This is a genomic window from Rhodococcus sp. B50 (assembly GCF_013602415.1).
Classification (GTDB): domain Bacteria; phylum Actinomycetota; class Actinomycetes; order Mycobacteriales; family Mycobacteriaceae; genus Rhodococcus.
This window is the reverse complement of sequence record NZ_WPAG02000002.1, coordinates 3624974-3645441: the sequence shown is the minus strand read 5'-3', so window position 1 is coordinate 3645441 and position 20468 is coordinate 3624974. Positions and strand designations below refer to the sequence as shown.

Sequence of the window (20468 nt, the reverse complement as noted above, 5' to 3'; positions counted from 1 at the left end):
GCGGAGTGTCACAGCGCACAGCCGTCGCTCTTGAGGCCGCTGCGCTGACGAGGTGCCGCCACCGGGTCTATCTCGATGCCACCTTCCCCGACGAACTCGCAGGTGCACCCGAGAATCCGGGTGCGCGGCAACGTCAGGAGGCAGCGGCTGCGCATCGCGAGGCGGTCCGTCAGAAGCTGTTCGACGCCGACCCGGACGGGTGGGTGCTCGTCGCTCCCGACGGCCCGATGTGGCAGCGTGCCGAGCGCACGCTCGATGCGTGTCGCGCGGGTGCCGACCGGATCTGGGGTGCGGTCCTGCCGAGCGAACCCGACACCGGCCGTCGCGGACGGTCGGAGATCCTGCTGCGCGACGCCGAGCACGGCGGGTACATCCCGGTGATCGTCGTCAACCACAAGGTCACCGATCCCGGACGCGGCGCGCTCACCACCGATCTGTTCTCGTGGGCACCCGCCGTGGACGAGACCCGCAAGGTGCGCAGTCAGGTGCGCGACCAGATGCGGCTCGCGCACCTGTACCGGATGCTCGAGCGTCGCGGGCTCGCGAGCCCCGCGAAGGTTGCCGGCGCGATCGGGTACGGCGGCGATTGCATCCTCGTGCACGACCTCGATCCGATCCTCGACGACTACGACGCCCGTCTGGCCGACCGTCTCGAGATCGCCCGGGGTCGCACCCCGACCTCGCCGTCGCAGATCGGCGAGTGCAAGACCTGCCCGTGGTGGGATCGTTGCCGTGCCGAACTCACGGTGAGCCGCGACGTGTCGCTGGTCGCGCCGGGACAACGCGCCGCCGTGCTGCGTGAACTCGACGTGCACACCATCGACGGACTCGCCCGGTGGGACGGTGAGGAACCCGAGGCGTGGCCGCAGGGTTCGTTCGAGGACGCGATCGTCACGGCGCGGGCCTGGCTCGCCGGTGCGCCGCTCGTGCGCCGCTACCGGCACGTGCACGTCCATCGCGCCGACGTCGAGGTCGACATCGACATGGAGAGCTACCACGAGCACGGCGCATATCTGTGGGGAACGCTGCTCAATGCGGGATCGTCGTCGGAGTACATCCCGTTCGCGACATGGGAGCCCGTACCGACCGACGACGAGGCGCGTTCGTTCGCCGAGTTCTGGCGCTGGTTGTCGGACCAGCGTCGCGCCGCCGAACGTCGTGGGAAGACCTTTGCGGCGTACTGCTATTCGCGGTCGGCGGAGGACAAGTGGTTGTTGTCGTCGGCGCGGCGCTTCCACGGTTTCCCGGGCGTGCCGCAACTCGCCGAGGTCAAGGCGTTCATCGGCTCGAACGAGTGGGTCGACATCTTCCAGGCCGTCACCGACCAGTTCGTGTGCCCGAACGGCAAGGGGCTGAAGAAGATCGCGCCGATCGCCGGACATCACTGGCGTGACGCCGAGGCCGGGGGAGAGGCGTCGATGAGCTGGTACCGCGAGGCCGTGGGTATGTCGGGCGAGGCCGATCCGGCGCAGCGCGTGCGGTTGCTCGAATACAACGAGGACGACGTGATCGCCACGAAGGTTCTGCGCGAGTGGATGAGTGATCGCGCCGTGCTCGACATCCCGTACCTCGAGGATCTGTAGGGCGCTCCGCGCCCCGTGCGTGGTTCCGGTAGTGAGGACTACCGGAACCACGCACGAGCCGTCAGACCAGGGCTGCCGATGCGAAGGCCGCCAGGGCGACGAGCACACCGCCCGTGAGGGTCTGGACACGCCGGTCGACGACACACATCGCCGACAGGAAGCCGGGCATCGAACCACCGCGGCGGGTGTGCAGGATCGCCAGCACGCTCGGCATGCACCGGCCGAGGCTCACGACCGCGAACATCGCAGCGCCGAGCACCGGCGAGCCCGCGGCGATCACGCCGAGGACCAGCAGGTAGTACGCGCTCGATCGGATGAAGATCATGAAGCCGGGCCCGATGAGCGCGCCGAACAGCAACGACACCTTCCACGGTGCCATCGTGCGCCGCAGATGCCGGGGGAGCTGCTGCCGCCGCATCGGCGTCGGCAGGGTGATCATGCCCAGTTCGTGCAGACCGTAACCCAGCGCGATCACACCCCAGGTGGCGAGCATCCACGCCCACGGCACCGACCCGGTCACGAGTGCACCGAGCGCACCGAGGAGTGCGCCGGTGGGGATGCCCGTGGCGAGCGATCCCAGGGCGTGCCAGCCGAGCCGACGGACCGGGGTCGACGCCCCGCGACGTCCCGGCTGTTTCGGTGCGGCGACCACACCGGCCACCGACATGCCGCAGGTCGACCAGTTGGCGGCCAGTGCCGTCACCGCACCGGTGGCGATCACTGCGGCGGTCATGGCCGTGGGGCCCGAGGGGGCCGCGACGAGACCGACGGCGGCGCCGACCGCCGCGGCACCGGCGATCAGGCCGCCACGGGTCTTCTTCGCGACGGCGTTCTCGAGTGTCGGGCGTATCTCCGGTACGTCGACTCCCAGGGGTGGGTGGGCCAATGGCTCACGCACGAGTGTTTCCGTCATGGGGATGCTCCTTTGCTGTGGTGCTCGAGGGTGCGACCGGATGGCGGACGGCGCTGTCCGTCAACCGGTCACGGTGACGGTTCCGGTCATGTACCGGTGGACCGAGCAGTGGTACTCGTAGACTCCCGGCGTCGTGAAGGTGTGTTCGAAGCTCCCGTCCGGGGTGATGCCGCTGTCGAACTCGCCCTCCGATCCGACGTGGTGCAGAACCCCGCCGTCGTCGAACGTCCACCGGACGGTGCCGCCCGCCGGTACGGTCACGTCCACCGGCGCGAAGTGCACGTCGCGGACGACGATCTCCGCATCCGGCCCGGTGGGGGAGCCGGCGCACGAGGTCGCGGCCAGCATCGCGAACGCGGCCGTACCCCACCGGATCCGCATCATTCGACGATGATCGTGCCGACCATCGCGGGATGCGGCGTGCAGTGGTAGGTGAACGTGCCGGCCTCGTCGAAGGTGTACTCGTAGGTGCCCTCGGTGAGCAGTTCGCTCTTCAGGTCACCCTCGAGCGGTCCGTCACCCGCCACGTCGTGCGGCAGTCCCGAATCGTCGAAGTGCCAGCGGACGGTTTGGCCCTTCTCGATGGTGACTTCCGCCGGGCTGTACGACATGTTCGTCACTTCGATGACGACCGCGGGTTCGTCGGCGTCCGCACTGCCGCATCCGGTCAGCAGTCCCACCGCGAGCGCCGTGCCCGCAGCTGCGGAAAGAAACTTCTTCATATCTCGTCCTCACCGGATGTACCGCAGATTTGCGGTCATTCCTGCCTCGAAGTGATAGGCGTTGTGACAGTGGAACATCCACTCGCCCGGATTGTCCGCATCGAACTCTATGGCGAGTTCGGTCCCCGGAAGCACGTTGACGGTGTCGCGTCGAAGACCGCCGTAGCTCGGCACGGCGAAGGTGTGGCCGTGGGTGTGCATGGGATGCCACATCGGCGACGAGTTGATCATCGTGATCCGGATCCGTTCACCCTCCTTCATCACCAGACGACCGGCGTCGGCCCCGGCCATGCCCCACACGTAGCGGTCGCCCGCCTGGATGAGCTCGACCCGGTAGTCGCGATCGACCTCCCGCTTCTCGAGCATCACCGCTTCGGCCGGCCGCAGTTCGCTCTCGGGCACGAGCCGCCCGTTCAGTTCCGGAATATCACCTCCCACATCGGGGTTCGGCAGTGGAACCGCGTCGTGGGAACGCAACACGGTCGACGCGTAGCCGTCGCGTCCCTCGACCTTCGCGACCACCGGCCACGCACCCGAGCGGACGGTGACGAGCACGTCCACCCGCTGTGCCATCCCGAGGATCACGGTGTCGGCGGTCGTGGGTTGCACGTCGAAGCCGTCCACCGCGACGACCGTCAGTTCGTGTCCGGCGACGGCGAAGCGGTAGGGCGTCTCGGCGGCGGCGTTGATGATCCGCAGGCGCAGCCTTTGCCCCGCAGCGGCTTCCACCAAGGCGGGATCGTTCGGCGGGCGGCCGTTGATCAGGTGCAGCGGGTACGCGACGTGCTGGGTCATCCCGCCGAGAGCGGCCGAATCCCCGTGTCCTGCCGACGTGAGCTGCTGCGCCGCAGCGATATCGGCGTCCGAATGTTCGGCGGGCGCCCCGCCGCCGTGCCCCCCGTGGCCGTGCCCGGCAACCTGCGGGTTAAGAGCTGCCAACACCGCATCCGGGGTGGTGCCCAGCCCGTCGACCCAGTCGTCGAGCACGAGCACCGCGTCGGCGTCCGCCCCCGTCGCGTCGTTCGGGTCCTCGATGATCATGGCCCCGAACAGTCCGCGGTCGGCCTGCAGTCCGCTGTGCGAGTGGTACCAATAGGTGCCCGGATCGGGTGCGACGAAGTCGTATTCGAACCGGCCACCGTCGGCGCCGATCGGTTGCTGCGTGACCGGTGCCGCACCGTCCATGTCGTTGCGGATCCGGATCCCGTGCCAGTGCAGCGTGGTCTCCTGCGGAAGCCCGTTGTCCACCGACACCCGCACGCGGTCGCCCTTCGACAGCCGCAGTTCGGGTGCGACGGCGGCTCCGCCGTAGGTCCACGTGTCGACGATCCGCCCACCGAGGTCCACGGCCCCGACACCCGCAGCGAGTGCGAAGGCGGCCGTCGCACCCGAGGTGGCGCGGGCCGCTTCGGCCGCGGCCACCTCGGGATCGGTGGGACGGATGTAGTCGAGTTCGGCTGCCGGCGCCTGTTGCCCGGACGTACCGGAACTGCAGGCGACGGCGCCGAAACCGAGGGCGCCGAGCCCGATCGCCCCGGCGCCGAGGGTGCCCAGGCGGAGGAAGCGTCGGCGGTCGAGCACGAGCCCGGTATCGGGTCGTGTCATCGGATCACCTGGGGGGTCAGCAGGGTGCCGATGTCGTCGACGGTGCCGGTGACGTCCACCGAGCTCACCTGCTCACCGTTGTTCGCGGACACACCGATGATCTTCTGCGTCGACCCGCCGTCGACCTCCGGGCCGGCGCCGACGACGTAGAGGATCTCCCCGTTCACCGAGAACGCCATGGACGCGATGTCCGTCAAGCCGAGCGTCGCGAGATCGAGCGTGCGGATCGGCGCGAAGGTGGTCGCGTCGAACAGGTCGATCTTCACGACGTCACCGCCGCGGCCGGAGTGCGGATGGATCGCGGTGTCGGTGTATTCGACGGCGATCCGATCGCCGGGATTGTTGATGACGCTCTCGGAGAATCGGCCGCTGTCCTGACCGGCATTCCCGATCGGAGCGATCGGGCCGTCCGGCAGGCCGTTCGAGAAGTCGAATACGAAGACGTCGCCGTTCGCGCTGAGCAGCAGTCCCTTCCGGGCATCCGCGGCCCAGGTGACCTTGCGGGTACTGACGAAGTCGTCGGGCAGCACTGTGGTGCGTGCCGTCTCGGTGGGGACGCCGGAGTCGTCGATCGAGATGTGGATCAGTTCGCGGGTGTCCTCGCAGACGCTGTAGATCTCGTGATCGACGAGCCAGGTGAACGGACCGCACCCGATGATCTGCAGCGCGCCGCTCTCCGTGCCCGCTTCGAGGTCGACCACGCGCACGCCGTAGAGACCGTCGTCCCAGGTCACGAAGTACTTGCCGTCGGAAGTGACCGCATTCGATCCGGGACGCGAGTGCACGCGGGCGTAATCCGGCAGTTCGATCTCGTCCGGCTCGAGGAGATCGCCGGAGTAGGTGGTGACGGTGAAGTCGGCGGCCCCACGCGAACCACGTGGACGCCACACCTCCGCGGCGAGAACCGCAGGGTCGGAAGTGGTCTCGCCGACGAAGCCGTGGATGACCGGATCCCAGATGCCCGGGCCCACCACGACGCGGCCGGCGGCCACACCCGTGGCCGGATCGATGATGTTGACGCCGAGCTCGAGCTTGCCGAATCCGCCCATCACCGCGAGCAATTCGTTCTCGTTTGCGGGCTGGATCTCCGAGACGTGGAGCGGTTCCGGAATGGTGTCACCTATCTCCTGGTCGTCGTGGCCGAGGGCGATGCCCTCACCGGGAGTGGTGTAGGGGACGGTCGGGTAGCTGACCTCGCCCGCCGCGGCGGACGAGGAGTCGTCGTCGCTCGAACATGCCGCGAGGGACAGGGCCAGGGCGAGAGGGACGGCCGCGGCGACCGCCCGTGAGGTGCGCTTCATGATCCGGCGCCCACCTTCGGTCGTGCGGCGGGACGGGTCTGGCAGTCCTCACCGATGATCGGTGCCATCGTGCAGGTGTACGACTGGGATTCGTCGGACACACACCAGATGATCTCCTGGTCGTAGCTGCCGGATACCGGGTTGTACATGATGGCCTGCATGTCCGGCTCACCGCAGAACGCGTTCGAGCACGACGGTGCGCCACAGCAGTCGTAGTAGGCGATCAGATACGTCTTGCCGGTGTCGGGATGCGTGCAGCAACCCACCCAGAACTCCGCTCCGGGACGGCTTCCCGGCGCACACGTGGTGACACCACCGCCGTTGCAGGCCGCGCACGAGGTGCCGTCCATGTTGCACCAGCGCCAGTACTCGCACTCGGCGGGATCCTTGCCGTCGTAGACCGGCACGAGCGGTTCGGGTGCCGACGGTGCCGGGGCCGGCGGCTCCTGCGCCAGCGCCGTGCGGGTGACGGGCAGCGAACCGATCAGTGCCACACCGGAAACACCCATCGTCCACCGGCCGATCCTGCTGATCACCGAGCGCCGGGAGACCCGCTCGGACATCCTGCGTCCGGCCCGGCCGACGAGCGACCCGCCGCGACCGGCCATCCACTCGGCCTGTTCCTTGACGGTGGCTTCGTCCACCGGATATCGGTTCTCGTGCATCTCCGGTTCACCGGATGAGGGTGTGAGGTCCAACGACGTACTCCGATCTCGAGAAGGTGATGAGATTCCGCCCGTACCGACGGCGCGGTCGGCGCTCGCAGATCACAGTCCTGCTGCGGCGCGAGTCTTGGCTGCCTCGTGCAGGTGCTGCAGCGACGGCGTACCGGATTCGAGTGCGTTGAGGAGGGATTCGACCTGCGCCATGTGATTGCACAGACCCTTGGCCTGGATCTTTCCGTGCTCGTCGAGGATCACGCCGTAGGGCGTGGTGCCCACCTGGTAGGCGATGCCCACGTCGCGGGCGTCGACGTAGCTGAGTTCGGCACCGATGCCCGAACCGGCGAGGAAGGTCCGATGCTCCTCCGGGGTGCCGTCCGAGATGATGACGACCTCGAGGTCCTTCTCGGCCTTCGCCAGGGCCTTGACGCCGGGCAGCAGGCTCTTGCACGTCGAGCACGACGGCGCGGTGAACAGCAGCAGCTGTGCCTTGTCGCGGTGACCACCCACGCCGATCTCGCGGCCGAGGTGATCCTTCAGGCCGCGGAAGCTCGGGCCGACCTGGGCGATCTTCGGACCGGTGTCCATCATCCGGGCGCCGAGGGGGCCGAGACGCACTTGCACGCGCCCGATCTCGCGGGCGAGGGCGAGCAACATGAGGAACAGCGCCGCGACGGCGACGGCCAGCACGATGACGGCGATCAGGAGGAAGGTGTTCACAGATTTCTCCGTTCGGATGTGTCAGTACCGCGAGAGGGTCGAGGCGGCACGGAGTTCGATCGAGGCCTTCGTCAGGTGGTCGTCGACCGGGCGGCGGCCCGGATGCACGATCGACCGCATCTGCACCGCGGTGACGACCACGACCAGCACCAGCGCGGCGAGAGCGACGGCGAGCAGATGTTCGGCGACCGACGGGGCGCCGGCAGGAACGACGATCAGGCCCGCGGCGACGAGCACGAACACACCGGCACGCACCGCATGGAACCACCCGATCCGCGGGACGTCGTGGGCGCCGAATGCGAAACAGCCACAATCGAGGTCACGACGGCCCCGGAGGAGGTTGATCGTCAGGCCCGCGAAGAAGCACGCGAACAGCAACGCGGCACCCGCAGCGGCCCATCGTCCGGCGAGGCCCGTGATCAGGGCCGCGCCGAGCACGATCTCGGTCCAGGGCAGCGCGAACGACACCGCGCTTTCGAGCGGTGCGGGCAACAGCTTGTATCCGCGAACCGTGCGCAGCAGACCCTGGCGGTCACGGGTCTTGGGGATGCCGGCAAGCAACAGTGTGCCTCCGACGATCGATGCGATCAGCACCCACAGCATGCGTGCGACCACTCCTTCCGTATCGCTTCGGGACCTCGTCGAGTTCCCGGCGGATCCCCCGCAGGTGGGGATGGACATATCGTGCTGTGGTCCCGAGTCGCGCATGCGACGCCGGAGAAACGAACGGAGACACCCCGAACGAGAACGCGTGTGGTCGAATTCCCGACTCTCGGGAACCGGTGACGTGCGCTTTCCCGTTCACGCGGGGGAGCCCGGGAACCGGTGACGTGATGTACCTCGCATCCGGGTGCCGAACGAATTCCCACTCGGCCCTCACGCGGTGTTCGCGCAGGTAATGCAGCTGTAACAGAGCGGCATTACCGTCCGGGAAAACCAGGGAAAGGACACGGCCGTGACGTCAGCACTCCGGGCGGCGATCGACCGCGCGCAGGACGCGGAACCCACCGGGGATCACGTGCGCTCACCCCTGCATGCGCTCGGCCGCCGGCAACTGTCCCAGCTGGATCTGATCGGGCAGTCGCTGTCGACGATCGCTCCCGCCACCGGCATGGTGTTCATCGCCCTGTGGATGACCGTGAGTGATCCGGGAGTGGGTGGTGTTCTCACCATCGCGGCGACGACCGGCGTCGTCGTGCTGGTCGCCTTGTGCATCACGCAGTTCACGCGACGCCTGGCAGCGGCGGGTTCGCTCTACAGTTTCGTCTTCCAGGGTCTCGGTACCCGCGCGGCGCTCGTGACGGGCACGGCACTCATCGTCGGATATCTCGGCATCTCGATCTCTGTGCTCGCCCAGGGGGCACGCACCGTCCTCGACATCGGTGAGCTTGCCGGACTGTATCTTCCGGGGACAGGGCCGTGGCTGGTGACGGCGACGGTGCTCGGCGGGGTCGTCGCGCTGATCGCGGTCCGCGGGGTGCGGTTCGCCACCCGCGCCATCCTGGTCGTCGAAACGTGTTCGCTGATATTGATCGTCGCGACCATGCTGGTCTCACCGGCGGGCGGCCCGGCCACCACCGAGTTGCCGGTCTCGCCTCTGAGTCTGTTGCCCTTCCTGGCGTTGATGACGGTCCTGTCCATGGCCGGATTCGAGAGCGCGGCGTTCTTCGGTCCCGAGGCCCGTCGGCCGCTGGTCACCGTGAGCCGGACGGTGATCGTCACCCCGCTGGTCGTCGGGGCGCTGTTCGTCTTCGCGGCCGCCGCCTCGCTGACCGGACGCGGATCGCTCATCGTCGGAGCGTATTTCGACGGTGTCGATTCCGGTGCCTCCTGGGCGGTCGTGCTCGCGGTGAAAACGGGCATGGCGTGCTCGTGGTTCGCGTCGACGCTCGGATGCGCACAAGCGGGATCCCGACTGTTGTATTCGATGGGTGTCGAGCGGGTGCTGCCGTCCGCCCTGGCCCGGGTGCACGGCACGCTGCGCACGCCCTATCCCGCGGTGGTCGCGTTCGTCGCGGTGAGTGTCGCGGGTGCGTGCCTGTACACCCTGCTCGCGGACGCGGATTCGTCGGTCTTCGACGGCGTCGTCGAGATCGCGCTGGTCGCGGCGTACACGCTGGTCGCGGTGGCGTCGCTGCGGTTTCTGCACCGCATCGGGGAGGACACCGCGTGGACCCGCAGCGCGGCGGTGTTCGTCGCGTTGCTCGGTGGTGGCCTGCTGGCGGCCACGACGGTCGACGGCATCGTGCACTCGCTGCTCGTCGTACCGGCCGCACTCGTCGTCCTCCTGGTGTCGGGGCCGGTCTGGCGCTCGGTGCTGCGACGACTCCGTCCACAGAGTCTTGCGACGATCGGAGCCTTCGACACCGTCGAGACCACCGATCTGCTGCCGGGTGCGGGGACGCTGGTCCTCGACGAGCACGGACGGCCGCGGATCGTCACGGGTGGCACGGCGGAACCGGAATCGTCGGGGGAGCGGATGTGACCGCGCACGTGCCGATCCGGTCCTCCGAGACGCCCTTCGGTGGACGGCAACCCCATGCGGTGCAGAAGGCGCTGGGGATGCTCGAGGCCGTGGCACGGCTCGGTCCCGGCACCACCGCCAAGGAGATCGCGGCGTTCGCCGGAGTGCCTCCGGCCACTGCCTACCGCATGCTGAACCTGCTCGTCGCGGACGGCTATCTCGTGCGGGTTCCCGACCTGTCGGGTTTTGCGCTCGGTCGTCGCACCGCCGAACTCGCCCAGGCCGCAACGGAATCGACCCCGTCGGAGTCGCTCCGCGACGTGATGGAGGACCTTCGGGGGTGCACGCGGTTCGGGTTGCACGTCGCATCCTTCGCCGGGAGCCGGCTCCGGTTCGTCGACCAGGATCCGGACCACGAGATCGTCGCCATCACCACGCTGTCGAAATCGTTGCACGCCAACGCCATCGGGAAGCTGATGCTGGCGCACGTTCCGGGGGTGTGCCCGGACGCCGAATTGCGCCGGCTGACCGAGTTCACGATGTGCGACCGCGAGTCGCTGGCACGGGAACTGCGCGACATCGTCTCGCTCGGCTACGCGCAGGAATGCCAGGAGACCCGGCTGGGGCGGGCAGCGCTGGCCGTCCCGGTCCGCGATTCGTCGTCGTTCGTGGTGGGCGGGTTGTACCTGCACGGATCGGCCGCGAGGGTGCAGCCCGATCCCGATCTGGTGAGGTTCCTCGTCGACGGGTCGGCGCGGCTCACAGGCCTGCTGTGAGCCGGATCAGCGCCTCCACCACGGGCGCGCCGAACATCGGCGGGTCGTTGTGTTCGAGACCGGCGAGCTCCACCCGCTCGGACAACTGCCGGGCCGCATCGGCGACCGATGCGCTCTGCGCCGGCGGGACGATGGTGTCGGCGGTGCCGTACACGACCGTGATCGGCACGTCGATGCGGGCGACGAGCCCGGCGACGGGGAAGTCGTCCTTCACCAGGGCGGCGGGCACGAACGGATAGTGGTGCCGGGCGACGGCGGCGAGATCGGTGAACGGCGAGCGCAGCAGCATCCCGGCCGGAGGTTCGTCGACGGCCAGTGCGGTGACGACCGCGCAACCGAGGCTCTCCCCGAAGTACAGCACCCGGGCGGGGTCGACGTCGTCGCGCGAGCGGAGATGATCCAGCGCCGCGCGGGCATCGGCGGCGAGACCCTCCTCGGTGGGGCTGCCGGGGTTGCCGCCGTAACCGCGGTAGTCGAGCAGCAGCGTCGAGAAGCCTGCCGCGGCGAGGTCGGCGGCGGTGTCGGCGCGACCGAGGCGGTTGCCCCCGTTACCGGCGGCGAGCAGGACGGTGAATCCATGCCCGGGACCCTCGGGGTTCCGACCGGGCACGAACCAGGCGTCGAGCTCGAGACCGTCCGACGTTCTGAGCACGACGTCCTCGGCACCCGGCAGGACGATCGCGGCGGACGGGGGAGTGGAGATGTCGGGCAGATAGATCAGGCGTCGTTGCAGCGCCCACCCGGCGACGCCGACGAGCGCGACGACGAGGAGAACGGCGAGAACGATCCGCATGTGACCGGTCTAGCGCACGTGCGCGTTTCCGGTAGTGGGAACCACCGGAAACGCGCACGGGCGGCGAAGCCGCCTAGCGCGGCGCCATGCGCAGGGCGCCGTCCATGCGGATGGTCTCGCCGTTGAGGTAGTCGTGCTCGACGATCATCTGCACGAGCTGCGCGTACTCGGCGGGCTGCGCGAGCCGCGACGGGAACGGCACGCCGGCCTCGAGGCCCTTGCGGTACTCCTCGGTGACACCGGCGAGCATCGGGGTGTCGACGATACCGGGGGCGATCGTGTTGACGCGGATGCCGAACTGCGCGAGGTCGCGCGCGGCCGGGACGGTCATGCCGTGCACGCCGCCCTTCGACGCGGAGTACGCGATCTGGCCGATTTGGCCCTCGAATGCCGCCACCGACGCGGTGTTCACGACGACGCCGCGCTGACCCGACGCGTCGACCGTCTCGGTCTTGGAGATCGCGTCGGCCGCCAGGCGCATGACGTTGAACGTGCCGAGCAGGTTGACGGTGATGACCGTGCGGAACAGCTCGAGGTCGTGCGGGCCGTTCTTCGACAGGATGCGGCCGGCCCAGCCGACCCCGGCGCAGTTGACGACGATGCGCAACGGAACACCGGACTCGACGATGCGATCGACGGCCGCCTGCACCTCGTCGCCGCTCGTTACATCGGTGGCGAGGAGCGTGACGCCCGCGGGGGCGGAATCGCCGACGCGCTCGATGGACTGCTGCAGATCGAGGCCGAAGACGGTGGCTCCGGCGTCGGCGAGGCGGCGCGCGGTTGCGGCGCCGAGACCGGATGCGGCACCGGTCACCAGTGCGGCGGATCCCTGAATCTCCACTGTTCGTATCTCCTGTCCCGAAGCCTTACGGCATATGAGTGTCGTTCGTCACGAACCCTAACCGGTGACGTCCGCGGGTTCTGCGGGGGTCGCGGTCCGGCGACGCAGTGCGAGGACTCCCATTGCCGCGGCCACGAGACATGCGACGGCACCGAGCAGCAGTCCGGCCCGGCCGCCCCACTGTTCGCTGACCCATCCGGCGATGGGCCCGCCGATGGCCGTCGAGCCGAGGAAGGCGACCGACCACAGGGCCATCACCCGGCCGCGCATCGTCGGTGCGGCAGCGAGCTGCAGCGAACTGTTGGTGGTGGACGTGAAGGTCACGCTCAGGGCGCCCACGATCACCATGACCACGATCAACGTGGTGAGGTTCGGGGCCGCCGCGGCGACCGCCATGGCGATGCCGAAAGCGAGCGAGGTGACGATGAGCGGTTTGGTGCCCGTCCGCCCCCAGGTGGCGACGGCGAGTCCGCCCACGACGGACCCGGCGCCCATCGCCGCGGTGAGGAAACCGTAGGCGCCGGCACCGGCTTCGAAGGTGTGATCGGCCAGGACGGGCAGGACCACCTGGAACTCGAATGCCAGACATCCGACGAGCGCCATCATCAGCAGTGGAACGGCCAGATCGGACGTGCGCCGGACGTAGGCGAAACCCTCGCGCAGTTGCCCCTTGGCGCGCGCTGCGGCAGGCGACCGCTGGAGCCTGGACACGTCGAGCCGGAGCAGTGAGGTGACGACGGCGACGAAACTCGCGGCGTTGAGCAGGAAGCACACGCCGAGTCCGCCCGCGGCGATGACCACACCGGCGACGGCCGGCCCGATCATACGGGAGCAGGACGCGAGCACCGACTGCAGGCTCACCGCGTTGCGCAGGTCTTCCGGACCCACGAGTTCGAGCATGAACGACTGTCGCGCGGGATTCTCGAAACACTGGTTGAGGCCGAGCGCCACCGCCAGCACGTACACGTGCCAGAGCTCGATCGTGTCCGTGACGACGAGCAGTCCCAGGATCAGGGCCTGCACACCCATGAGCGTCTGCAACCCGATCATGAGCCGGCGTTTGTCGGAGCGGTCGGCGACCACACCGCCGTAGGGGCCGAGCAGCAGCATCGGCACGGTCTGCAGTGCGAGCACGATGCCGATGGCGGTCGCGGAACCGGTGAGCTGGAGGACGAGCCACGACTGCGCGACCGTCTGCATCCACGTGCCGATGAGCGAGATCGCCTGGCCACTGATGTAGAGGCGGAAGTTGGGCCCGCGCAGGGCCGCGAAAGTGTGTCCTCTGATGTCGGCGAGCACTGTCACAGGCGACTCCCCTCGACGGAGGGGTGAGAAGCGGCGACGCGTTCCGACAAGGCCTCGAGGGCGGGTAGCGCGTCGTGCAGAGCGTCGAGGTGCTGTTCGCTCAGGTCGGCGAGGTGCCGGGCGAACATGGCGGTGCGGCGTGCGCGCAGTTCCGCGGACAGGGCGGCACCGGCGGGTGTGATGTGGACGCGGACGACACGCTTGTCGTCGGCGTCGGGGGACCGGGTGAGCAACCCGTGGTCTTCGAGTTTGCCCACCATGCGTGAACACATGGTGGGGTTGAGCCCTTCGATCTCCGCGAGGTCGCGGACTCCGATCGTCTCGTGGCGGGCGACGGTCGTGAGAAGGGTCGACTGCGAGCGCGTCAGCCCTTCCTCCGAGGCGAACATGCCCATGCGGCGGGAGATCCGTCCGATCGCGATACGCAGACGGTGGACGTCTTCCGCGTCGAACGGGGGAGTGTCGGATCGAGGGGCGCCTTCGAGATCAGACATGGAACCACCTCCGAATTTATTTGCCTATCGGCAAGCATACTCCTGTTCGGAGGGGGCGCACTGTTCGAAAGGGGTGATCAGGGCCGCATCAGGGCCGGCGACTCGTCTTCGGCGACGCGACGCGCGCGCAGGCGCATCACCGCGATCGCGCCGACGGACAGCAGCAGGGCCACGGCTCCGGCGATCGGTCCTACGGCATCGGCCTCCGGGAACAGGCCGTCGCCGAGCATCCACGCACCGAAGCCGAAGAACAATGCGGCAGCGCCGAAACGGATGGCGTTCTCGGGAAGGTGCCGGCCCAGCACGGCGCCGGCGATGATGGCCAGCGCGTCGGCGGCGACCATGCCGATCGTGGATCCGATCCACACCCCGGCCCAGTTGTTGTCGGTCGCGAGGGTGATGGTGGCGAGCATCGTCTTGTCGCCGAGTTCGGCGAGGAAGAACGCCGAGGTCACCGCGAGGAAGGCGGACCGCGCGACGCGTCCGGCCTTGGACTGCTCGTCGTCGTCGAGGGAGTCGCCGCGCAGCGTCCACGCGCCGAAGATCAGGAAGGCGATGCCGCCGACGATCGAGATCGCGGTCGCGGGGATCGCGACACCCAGATAATGCCCGACGGCCACGGAGACGAGGTGGACCGCGGTCGTGGCGAACAGGATCCCGGACAGGACGACCCACCAGCGATATCGCAGCGCGAAGGTCATCGCCATGAGCTGGGACTTGTCGCCGAGTTCGGCGACGAAGATGACCGCGAAGGACAGGACGAGAGCGGACCACACAGGCATTTCCTCCTTTCGTAGGGAGGAAACGGGGCTTCCTCCGGACGCCGGACGCACGGTGCGTCGAGCGGCCGAAGGTCTCGCCCACCGGAAGGTGCTCCGGTCCGTAGGGCCGGGCGTCGCCGTGTCGGGCGCCGCCAGTATGTCGACCCTGCGATTGGGGGCTACTCCCCTTCGTCGGCGACAACGTTAGCTCGGCAAACCGAATTCTGTAAAGGCAATGCTAACTTTCGGAGAACCGAACTCTCCTCTTCAGGGCGACCTCACGAAGCGAGCAGCATGGCCAGAATCGCGGTGTCGGGATCGTTGCCCGGATCGACTCCCACCTTGCTGACCAGCGCCGTCACTGTGCCGTCCGGTTCGGCCTCGACCCACGCCGCGCGATGCTCGAGCCCGAGATGCGGGATCCCGGGGAGGAGCACGCAGCCCGAAGCGGCGCCGGCATTCTCCGGCAACGACGGCGTCGTCTCCGAGGGTGGATGCAACATGATCAGCGCCGGCGGCTGATGCTCCGCGAATCGCCCGGGCTGCACGGCGCGCTCCCCGAGCACCGGACCTTCGGCCACGACGAGGCCGACCGTCCCGGGTTCGGGGTTCTCGGGCAGCTCCTCTTTCACCCCGAACACCGTCGAGGTGGGCAGCAACCCCGGCAGCGACGCGATCCGCACTGTCATCGCCAGCACCTGGGCCCATTCACGGGTGGTCGCGGGCCATCTGCCCGAGACGACGAAACCTCGCAGCGACCCGTCGGACTGGAATGCGGACAGCTCGATACGGCTGTGTTCCTCGGCGTTCATCCCACTCCTCCCTCTCGGTCGGTAAGGGGAGAATGCCCGTTTTCTCCATTGGCACACAAGGGGTGTCGAGTGCCAGCAGAGGGGACCGACGATCCGAACCCCGAGACGACGAAGGGCGCCGGTGTCCCGGCGCCCTCGTTGTCGGTCTCGCGACCTGTGCCCGATCGGTACTAGACGATCAGACCGGAGGTGGCGGTGCGGGCGCGCTCGAAGCGAGCCTGCACGTCGGCCCAGTTGACGATGTTCCAGAAGGCCTTGACGTAGTCGGCCTTGACGTTCTGGTACTGCAGGTAGAAGGCGTGCTCCCACATGTCGAGCATGAGCAGCGGGGTCAGGCCGATCGGGATGTTGCCCTGCTGGTCGTACAGCTGGACGATGAGCAGACGCTGTCCGATCGAATCCCACGCGAGGATCGACCAGCCGGAACCCTGGATGGAGTTCGCGTTCGCGGAGAAGTGATCGCGGAACTTGTCGAACGAACCGAAGGCGTCGTCGATCGCAGCAGCGAGCTCACCCTCGGGCTTGTCGCCACCCTCCGGGGAGAGGTTGTTCCAGAAGACGGAGTGGTTGGTGTGACCACCCAGGTGGAAGGCGAGGTCCTTCTCGAGCTTGGTCGCCTGCGCCGCCATGGTGCCGTTGTCGCGGGCCTCGGCCAACTTCTCGAGGGCGGTGTTCGCACCGGCGACGTAGGTGGCGTGGTGCTTCGAGTGGTGCAGCTCCATGATCTTCGCCGAGATGTGCGGCTCGAGCGCTGCGTAGTCGTAGGGCAAGTCCGGAAGTGTGTATTCAGCCACGAAGGGTCCCTTCTTCACCGGGCCGTCCGGCCCGTGCAGTTATTCCGTACCTTTTCGGGTTTCCACCCAAACCCATAACTACACCGTCCGCAACATTCGCCGTAATGCGGACACGGCCGGACCCCGATTGTGTCGTAGAGCACCCGCAGCAGGAGATGCTTCCGGAAAACAGCTCTCACCAGGGGAAACGGTCGGACGATAGGACCGTCGGCAACCGGCGCGTGAACGGGACCTTAACATTGGCGCGTGTTTCGGCCCTTCCTGAACGAACCGACACGCGGGGCCGAGGCACCGCGTGTGGACCTCCCGGGCGTCGACGTCGTCCGGTTCGTCGCGGTCGCGGCCGTGCTCTACTCCCACATCGCCTTCTACCTGATCGACGACCTCGGTACGGGCTGGTGGGGCATCGACCTCACGTACGAGGTGCTCGTCGAGGGTGCGGGGCTCAATCAGCACCTGTCGTCCGTCGGCGTGACGGCCTTCATGATGCTCACGGGCATGCTCGTCAGCCGGTCCGCGATCCGTCAGGACCGGGGGAAGTTCCTGATCGCCCGGGCCGCGCGGCTCCTGCCGGCCTTCTGGGTGTCGATCCTGACCGCGGTCGTGCTCGTGTGGCTGGGCATCAACGGCACCTTCAGCGGCCACACCACCGTGTCCGTCTCCGAGGCGTTCCTGTCCTTCTTCCTCGGGGCGTTCTTCTTGAAACCGCAGGTGATCGTGCTCGGCGTGGTGTGGACACTCGCCGCGCAGATCTCCTTCTACCTGTGGTGCGTGGCGGGACGGTCGCTGTTGCGGACGGCTCCGGTGGCGGTGCCGATGCTCGGTGCCGTGCTGTGCATGCTCGTGCTCCTCTACAACCTGTACGTGCCCGAGCCGTACACGGTGCCGTTCCTGTCGAAGATCGCGTCGACCCTGCCGACCCTGTTCCTCGGGCAGATCGTGTACTTCGGCTGGGCGGGCCTGATCTCGCTTCGCGCACTGCTGGCGGCGCTGTTTGCGCAGATCGCGGTGATCGTGATGGCCACGGACATCAACGTCTACTGGTCGGGCAGCCGCTACCTGTGGACGGTGACGGTGGTCTTCGCGGCGGTCGTGCTGGTCGCGCGGTACGACGGTCGGTTCGCGCGTTCGCGGGTCATCTCCTGGGTCGCGACCCGCAGCTACTGCATCTACCTGACCCACACGCTCGTGATGTACCGGATCTACGAGAACACCGTCGGCATCGTCGGCACGACCACGGCGATCGTGCTCCTCCTGATCGGCTGCGGTCTCGTCGCCGAAGTGCTGTACCGCTCCGTCGAGGTCCCGGCCGCGCAGTGGATCAAGAACCGCTGGCTGACGCCGAAGCAGGTCGCCTCCGACGAACGGACTGCCACTCCGACACGCGCGTAGCATCGGGTCATGTCCTGGTTCGACGAGATCCTCGCCCGTGCAGGTTCGAAGTCGCAGATGGTGGGGCGCGAGGACGCACTCCCCGGTCGCGCCGAGCCGCTTCCCGTCCCCGAGACCCACTACGTCAACGGTAATCGCATCGTTCCCCCGTTCCCCGAAGGCCTGCAGACCGCAGTCGTCGGTATGGGTTGTTTCTGGGGCGCCGAGAAGGAGTTCTGGCAGCTCGACGGCGTTCATTCGACGGCGGCCGGATATTCCGGCGGCTACACCCCCAACCCCACCTACGAGGAGGTGTGCTCCGGCCGGACCGGGCACACCGAGGTGGTGCTCGTCGTCTTCGACCCGAAGGTGATCGGGTACGACCGCATCCTGCAGCAGTTCTGGGAGAACCACGATCCCACCCAGGGCATGCGCCAGGGCAACGACCACGGCACGCAGTACCGGTCGGCGATCTACACATACGACGAGACACAGATCGAGGTTGCCGAGGCCACCGCCGAAGCCTTCGGTGAGCGTCTGGCCGATGCCGGATACGGGGAAATCACCACGGAGATCGCACCGCTGACGCAGTTCTACTACGCCGAGGACTACCACCAGCAGTACCTCGCGAAGAACCCCAACGGGTACTGCCCCGTACATGCCACCGGAGTGAGCTGCCCGGTGGGTCTCGGCGCCTGACGGCGCCCGGCGGTGTCGCGCATCACATCCCCGCTCGCGTCGCGAGTGTGAGATGCGTTGACGTTCCTTGAACTTCCCCGAAAGCGGACGCATCCTGGAAAAAGGGATCATTCCAGAGGGGGAAAGGGACGGCTTGCCGACATGACGACCAGAGCGGGGTATCTGCGGCGCACACGGCGAAGTCTGCGCAGGCGGGATCCGCTCGTGCGTCGTACCGACCGGCTCGAGGCGCGCTGCTTCACCCTGATGGTCGCCGTGATGGCGCTCTTGATCCCCGTCGCGGTGTGGGTCTCGGCCACCATGTGGGGTTCCCAGCTCGAACTCTCCGAGAAGCAGAACGCCGAACGCGTCGGCGTGACGGCAGTCCTCGACGCCGACGCATTGAGCGATTCCTCCGGCTGGGGTGAGACCGTGAAGGTCGCCTCCGCCCCCGCGACCTGGGGTTGGGGCGATGAGACGCGTCACGCCCTCGTTCAGGTCGACAGCCTCGCGACCGCGGGCAGCGAGGTCCCCGTCTGGGTCGATGCGAGCTCCGGCGAATACACGCAGCCCCCGCTGACCCCCTCCGCCGCGAAGTTCACCGCGGTGCTGTCAGGGGTGTCGCTCTGGACGTTCTCGTCCGCCGCCGTGGGCGGACTGTTCGCGCTCGCGCACTGGCGGCTCGAGGTGCGGCGCAGCCGCGAGTGGAGCCGGGACATCGAAGCGTTCCTCGGCTCCACCAGCAGCCACTGAGCAGCGGGAATCACCGATTCCGCTACAGCTCCGTCACCGCGGGCATGACCTCGCTCGCTACCAGTTCGAGGTGCTCGAGGTCGGCGAGATCGAGGACCTGCAGGTAGATGCGCTGCGTTCCGGCCTCGGCGAAGGTGCGGATCTTGTCGATCAATTCCTGCGGCGTTCCCGCCAGGCCGTTCTCACGCAGCTCGTCGACCTCGCGGCCGATGCGTGCCGCACGACGCGCGATCTCGTCCTCGTCCCGGCCGCAGCACAGCACGAATGCGTTCGAGTAGGTCAGTTCCCCGGGGTCGCGTCCGGCCTCCCGGCAGGCCGAGCGTACACGCTCGAACAGCACCTTCGTCTCGTTCAGCGACTTGAACGGCACGTTGAACTCGTCGGCGTAGCGCGCCGCCAGTGCCGGCGTGCGCTTCTTGCCCGCGCCGCCCATGACGATCGGCGGGTGGGGACGCTGGTGCGGCTTGGGCAGCGCCGGGGACTTCTCGATCCGCACGTGCTCGCCCTCGTACGAGAAGGTCTCGCCCACCGGCGTGTCCCACAGGCCGGTGATGACCGCGAGATATTCCTCGAGACGATCGAACCGCGTCTTCAGCTCGGGGAAGGGGATGCCGTAGGCGAGGTGCTCCTCGTCGAACCAGCCGGCGCCGAAGCCGAAGTCGACGCGTCCGCCGCTCATGGCGTCGACCTGCGCGACGGAGATCGCGAGCGGCCCGGGATACCGGAAGGTCGCCGAGGTGACGAGCGTGCCGAGGCGGATCGTCGAGGTGTCGCGGGCCAGACCCGCAAGGGTGATCCACGCGTCCGTGGGCCCGGGCAGGCCCTCGGCGTTCATGGCGAGATAGTGGTCGGAGCGGAAGAACGCGCCGTAGCCGAGTCGTTCCGCGGTCTGCGCGACGGCAAGGAGGTCGTCGTACGTGGCGCCCTGCTGGGGTTCGGTGAAGATGCGCAATTCCATGAACCGATCATTTCAGCGTCGGACGTGGCGTGGTGTACCGGTGTGGCGCCTGTCCACTGTGAGATGTCTCGAGTGTGATTGTCCATGCATGGATAGACCTGTTGATGAACCTGTGGAAACTGTGGATAACTCCAGCGGATGGGGTTGGTGGGGAGCACGGTG

Annotated in this window: 22 protein-coding genes; 6 read left to right on the top strand and 16 right to left on the bottom strand. The window is 68.0% G+C overall.

Features of this window, described 5'->3' with window-relative positions:
• Positions 1–5: 5 nt before the first annotated feature.
• Complete coding sequence (locus GON09_RS17165; protein WP_213934505.1) at positions 6–1583, top strand: TM0106 family RecB-like putative nuclease; 1578 nt, start codon at positions 6–8, stop codon at positions 1581–1583.
• 61 nt (positions 1584–1644) lie between these two features.
• On the opposite strand, the gene GON09_RS17160 is transcribed toward GON09_RS17165, so the two are convergent.
• The 8 genes from GON09_RS17160 to GON09_RS17125 all read right to left on the bottom strand — a co-directional run bounded on the left by GON09_RS17160 (position 1645) and on the right by GON09_RS17125 (position 8109).
• The gene (locus GON09_RS17160) at positions 1645–2496 is read right to left on the bottom strand and encodes a methylamine utilization protein (RefSeq protein ID WP_213932830.1); all 852 of its coding nucleotides are present in this window, start codon (positions 2494–2496) and stop codon (positions 1645–1647) included.
• A gap of 60 nt (positions 2497–2556) precedes the next feature.
• On the bottom strand, positions 2557–2880 hold the full coding sequence (locus GON09_RS17155; RefSeq protein WP_213932829.1) for a cupredoxin domain-containing protein: 324 nt from the start codon (positions 2878–2880) through the stop codon (positions 2557–2559).
• Entirely contained in the window at positions 2877–3218 is a 342-nt protein-coding gene (locus GON09_RS17150) for a cupredoxin domain-containing protein (RefSeq protein ID WP_213932828.1), read from the bottom strand. Before GON09_RS17150 ends, GON09_RS17155 begins: the two co-directional genes overlap by 4 nt.
• A gap of 9 nt (positions 3219–3227) precedes the next feature.
• Complete coding sequence (locus GON09_RS17145; protein WP_213932827.1) at positions 3228–4823, bottom strand: multicopper oxidase family protein; 1596 nt, start codon at positions 4821–4823, stop codon at positions 3228–3230.
• The gene (locus GON09_RS17140) at positions 4820–6124 is read right to left on the bottom strand and encodes a hypothetical protein (protein WP_213932826.1); all 1305 of its coding nucleotides are present in this window, start codon (positions 6122–6124) and stop codon (positions 4820–4822) included. Before GON09_RS17140 ends, GON09_RS17145 begins: the two co-directional genes overlap by 4 nt.
• On the bottom strand, positions 6121–6789 hold the full coding sequence (locus GON09_RS17135; RefSeq protein ID WP_213932825.1) for a methylamine dehydrogenase light chain: 669 nt from the start codon (positions 6787–6789) through the stop codon (positions 6121–6123). The genes GON09_RS17140 and GON09_RS17135 overlap by 4 nt, the downstream gene beginning before the upstream one ends.
• 102 nt (positions 6790–6891) lie before the next feature.
• Positions 6892–7506, bottom strand: coding sequence for a redoxin domain-containing protein (locus GON09_RS17130; RefSeq protein WP_213932824.1), 615 nt, complete (start codon positions 7504–7506; stop codon positions 6892–6894).
• Between the two features lie 21 nt (positions 7507–7527).
• Entirely contained in the window at positions 7528–8109 is a 582-nt protein-coding gene (locus tag GON09_RS17125; protein WP_213932823.1) for a MauE/DoxX family redox-associated membrane protein, read from the bottom strand.
• 352 nt (positions 8110–8461) lie between these two features.
• On the opposite strand from GON09_RS17125, the gene GON09_RS17120 reads away from it, so the two are divergent.
• Complete coding sequence (locus GON09_RS17120; RefSeq protein WP_213932822.1) at positions 8462–9991, top strand: APC family permease; 1530 nt, start codon at positions 8462–8464, stop codon at positions 9989–9991.
• On the top strand, positions 9988–10746 hold the full coding sequence (locus GON09_RS17115; protein ID WP_213932821.1) for an IclR family transcriptional regulator: 759 nt from the start codon (positions 9988–9990) through the stop codon (positions 10744–10746). Before GON09_RS17120 ends, GON09_RS17115 begins: the two co-directional genes overlap by 4 nt.
• Here GON09_RS17115 and GON09_RS17110 read toward each other — a convergent pair.
• The 7 genes from GON09_RS17110 to GON09_RS17080 form a co-directional block, all read right to left on the bottom strand.
• Complete coding sequence (locus GON09_RS17110; RefSeq protein ID WP_213932820.1) at positions 10730–11539, bottom strand: alpha/beta hydrolase; 810 nt, start codon at positions 11537–11539, stop codon at positions 10730–10732. The two genes, GON09_RS17115 and GON09_RS17110, sit on opposite strands and share 17 nt — an antisense overlap.
• Positions 11540–11612: 73 nt before the next feature.
• Positions 11613–12380 carry an SDR family NAD(P)-dependent oxidoreductase gene (locus GON09_RS17105; protein WP_213932819.1) on the bottom strand — a complete coding sequence of 256 codons (768 nt, stop codon included), beginning with the start codon at positions 12378–12380 and terminating at the stop codon, positions 11613–11615.
• A 57-nt stretch (positions 12381–12437) separates the two neighbouring features.
• The gene (locus tag GON09_RS17100) at positions 12438–13685 is read right to left on the bottom strand and encodes an MFS transporter (RefSeq protein WP_213932818.1); all 1248 of its coding nucleotides are present in this window, start codon (positions 13683–13685) and stop codon (positions 12438–12440) included.
• Positions 13682–14179: a MarR family winged helix-turn-helix transcriptional regulator gene (locus tag GON09_RS17095; protein WP_213932817.1), complete on the bottom strand. Its 498-nt coding sequence runs from the start codon at positions 14177–14179 to the stop codon at positions 13682–13684. Before GON09_RS17095 ends, GON09_RS17100 begins: the two co-directional genes overlap by 4 nt.
• Positions 14180–14256: 77 nt before the next feature.
• Positions 14257–14961, bottom strand: coding sequence for a TMEM165/GDT1 family protein (locus GON09_RS17090; protein ID WP_244865545.1), 705 nt, complete (start codon positions 14959–14961; stop codon positions 14257–14259).
• 257 nt (positions 14962–15218) lie between these two features.
• Positions 15219–15752 carry a peptidase gene (locus GON09_RS17085; protein ID WP_213932816.1) on the bottom strand — a complete coding sequence of 178 codons (534 nt, stop codon included), beginning with the start codon at positions 15750–15752 and terminating at the stop codon, positions 15219–15221.
• Positions 15753–15922: 170 nt separating this feature from the next.
• On the bottom strand, positions 15923–16546 hold the full coding sequence (locus tag GON09_RS17080; protein WP_026002841.1) for a superoxide dismutase: 624 nt from the start codon (positions 16544–16546) through the stop codon (positions 15923–15925).
• Positions 16547–16843: 297 nt separating this feature from the next.
• Between GON09_RS17080 and GON09_RS17075 the strand changes: the two genes are divergently transcribed.
• The 3 genes from GON09_RS17075 to GON09_RS17065 all read left to right on the top strand — a co-directional run bounded on the left by GON09_RS17075 (position 16844) and on the right by GON09_RS17065 (position 19348).
• Positions 16844–17938, top strand: coding sequence for an acyltransferase family protein (locus tag GON09_RS17075; protein ID WP_213934503.1), 1095 nt, complete (start codon positions 16844–16846; stop codon positions 17936–17938).
• A 9-nt stretch (positions 17939–17947) separates the two neighbouring features.
• On the top strand, positions 17948–18616 hold the full coding sequence (gene msrA, locus GON09_RS17070) for a peptide-methionine (S)-S-oxide reductase MsrA (RefSeq protein ID WP_213932815.1): 669 nt from the start codon (positions 17948–17950) through the stop codon (positions 18614–18616).
• A 141-nt stretch (positions 18617–18757) separates the two neighbouring features.
• Positions 18758–19348, top strand: a complete 591-nt coding sequence (locus GON09_RS17065; protein WP_244865544.1) for an Rv1733c family protein — start codon at positions 18758–18760, stop codon at positions 19346–19348.
• A 22-nt stretch (positions 19349–19370) separates the two neighbouring features.
• On the opposite strand, the gene GON09_RS17060 is transcribed toward GON09_RS17065, so the two are convergent.
• Positions 19371–20306, bottom strand: a complete 936-nt coding sequence (locus tag GON09_RS17060) for an LLM class F420-dependent oxidoreductase (RefSeq protein WP_213932814.1) — start codon at positions 20304–20306, stop codon at positions 19371–19373.
• Positions 20307–20468 lie beyond the last annotated feature (162 nt).

What these genes read in the sequence shown, in the direction of transcription:
- GON09_RS17160 (WP_213932830.1), bottom strand. Translation starts at nt 2,496, where the DNA reads ATGACGGAAACACTCGTGCGTGAGCCATTGGCCCACCCACCCCTGGGA.
- GON09_RS17155 (WP_213932829.1), bottom strand. Translation starts at nt 2,880, where the DNA reads ATGATGCGGATCCGGTGGGGTACGGCCGCGTTCGCGATGCTGGCCGCG.
- GON09_RS17150 (WP_213932828.1), bottom strand. Translation starts at nt 3,218, where the DNA reads ATGAAGAAGTTTCTTTCCGCAGCTGCGGGCACGGCGCTCGCGGTGGGA.
- GON09_RS17145 (WP_213932827.1), bottom strand. Translation starts at nt 4,823, where the DNA reads ATGACACGACCCGATACCGGGCTCGTGCTCGACCGCCGACGCTTCCTC.
- GON09_RS17140 (WP_213932826.1), bottom strand. Translation starts at nt 6,124, where the DNA reads ATGAAGCGCACCTCACGGGCGGTCGCCGCGGCCGTCCCTCTCGCCCTG.
- GON09_RS17135 (WP_213932825.1), bottom strand. Translation starts at nt 6,789, where the DNA reads ATGCACGAGAACCGATATCCGGTGGACGAAGCCACCGTCAAGGAACAG.
- GON09_RS17125 (WP_213932823.1), bottom strand. Translation starts at nt 8,109, where the DNA reads ATGCTGTGGGTGCTGATCGCATCGATCGTCGGAGGCACACTGTTGCTT.
- GON09_RS17110 (WP_213932820.1), bottom strand. Translation starts at nt 11,539, where the DNA reads ATGCGGATCGTTCTCGCCGTTCTCCTCGTCGTCGCGCTCGTCGGCGTC.
- GON09_RS17095 (WP_213932817.1), bottom strand. Translation starts at nt 14,179, where the DNA reads ATGTCTGATCTCGAAGGCGCCCCTCGATCCGACACTCCCCCGTTCGAC.
- GON09_RS17090 (WP_244865545.1), bottom strand. Translation starts at nt 14,961, where the DNA reads ATGCCTGTGTGGTCCGCTCTCGTCCTGTCCTTCGCGGTCATCTTCGTC.
- GON09_RS17085 (WP_213932816.1), bottom strand. Translation starts at nt 15,752, where the DNA reads ATGAACGCCGAGGAACACAGCCGTATCGAGCTGTCCGCATTCCAGTCC.
- msrA (WP_213932815.1), top strand. Translation starts at nt 17,948, where the DNA reads ATGTCCTGGTTCGACGAGATCCTCGCCCGTGCAGGTTCGAAGTCGCAG.
- GON09_RS17065 (WP_244865544.1), top strand. Translation starts at nt 18,758, where the DNA reads ATGACGACCAGAGCGGGGTATCTGCGGCGCACACGGCGAAGTCTGCGC.
- GON09_RS17060 (WP_213932814.1), bottom strand. Translation starts at nt 20,306, where the DNA reads ATGGAATTGCGCATCTTCACCGAACCCCAGCAGGGCGCCACGTACGAC.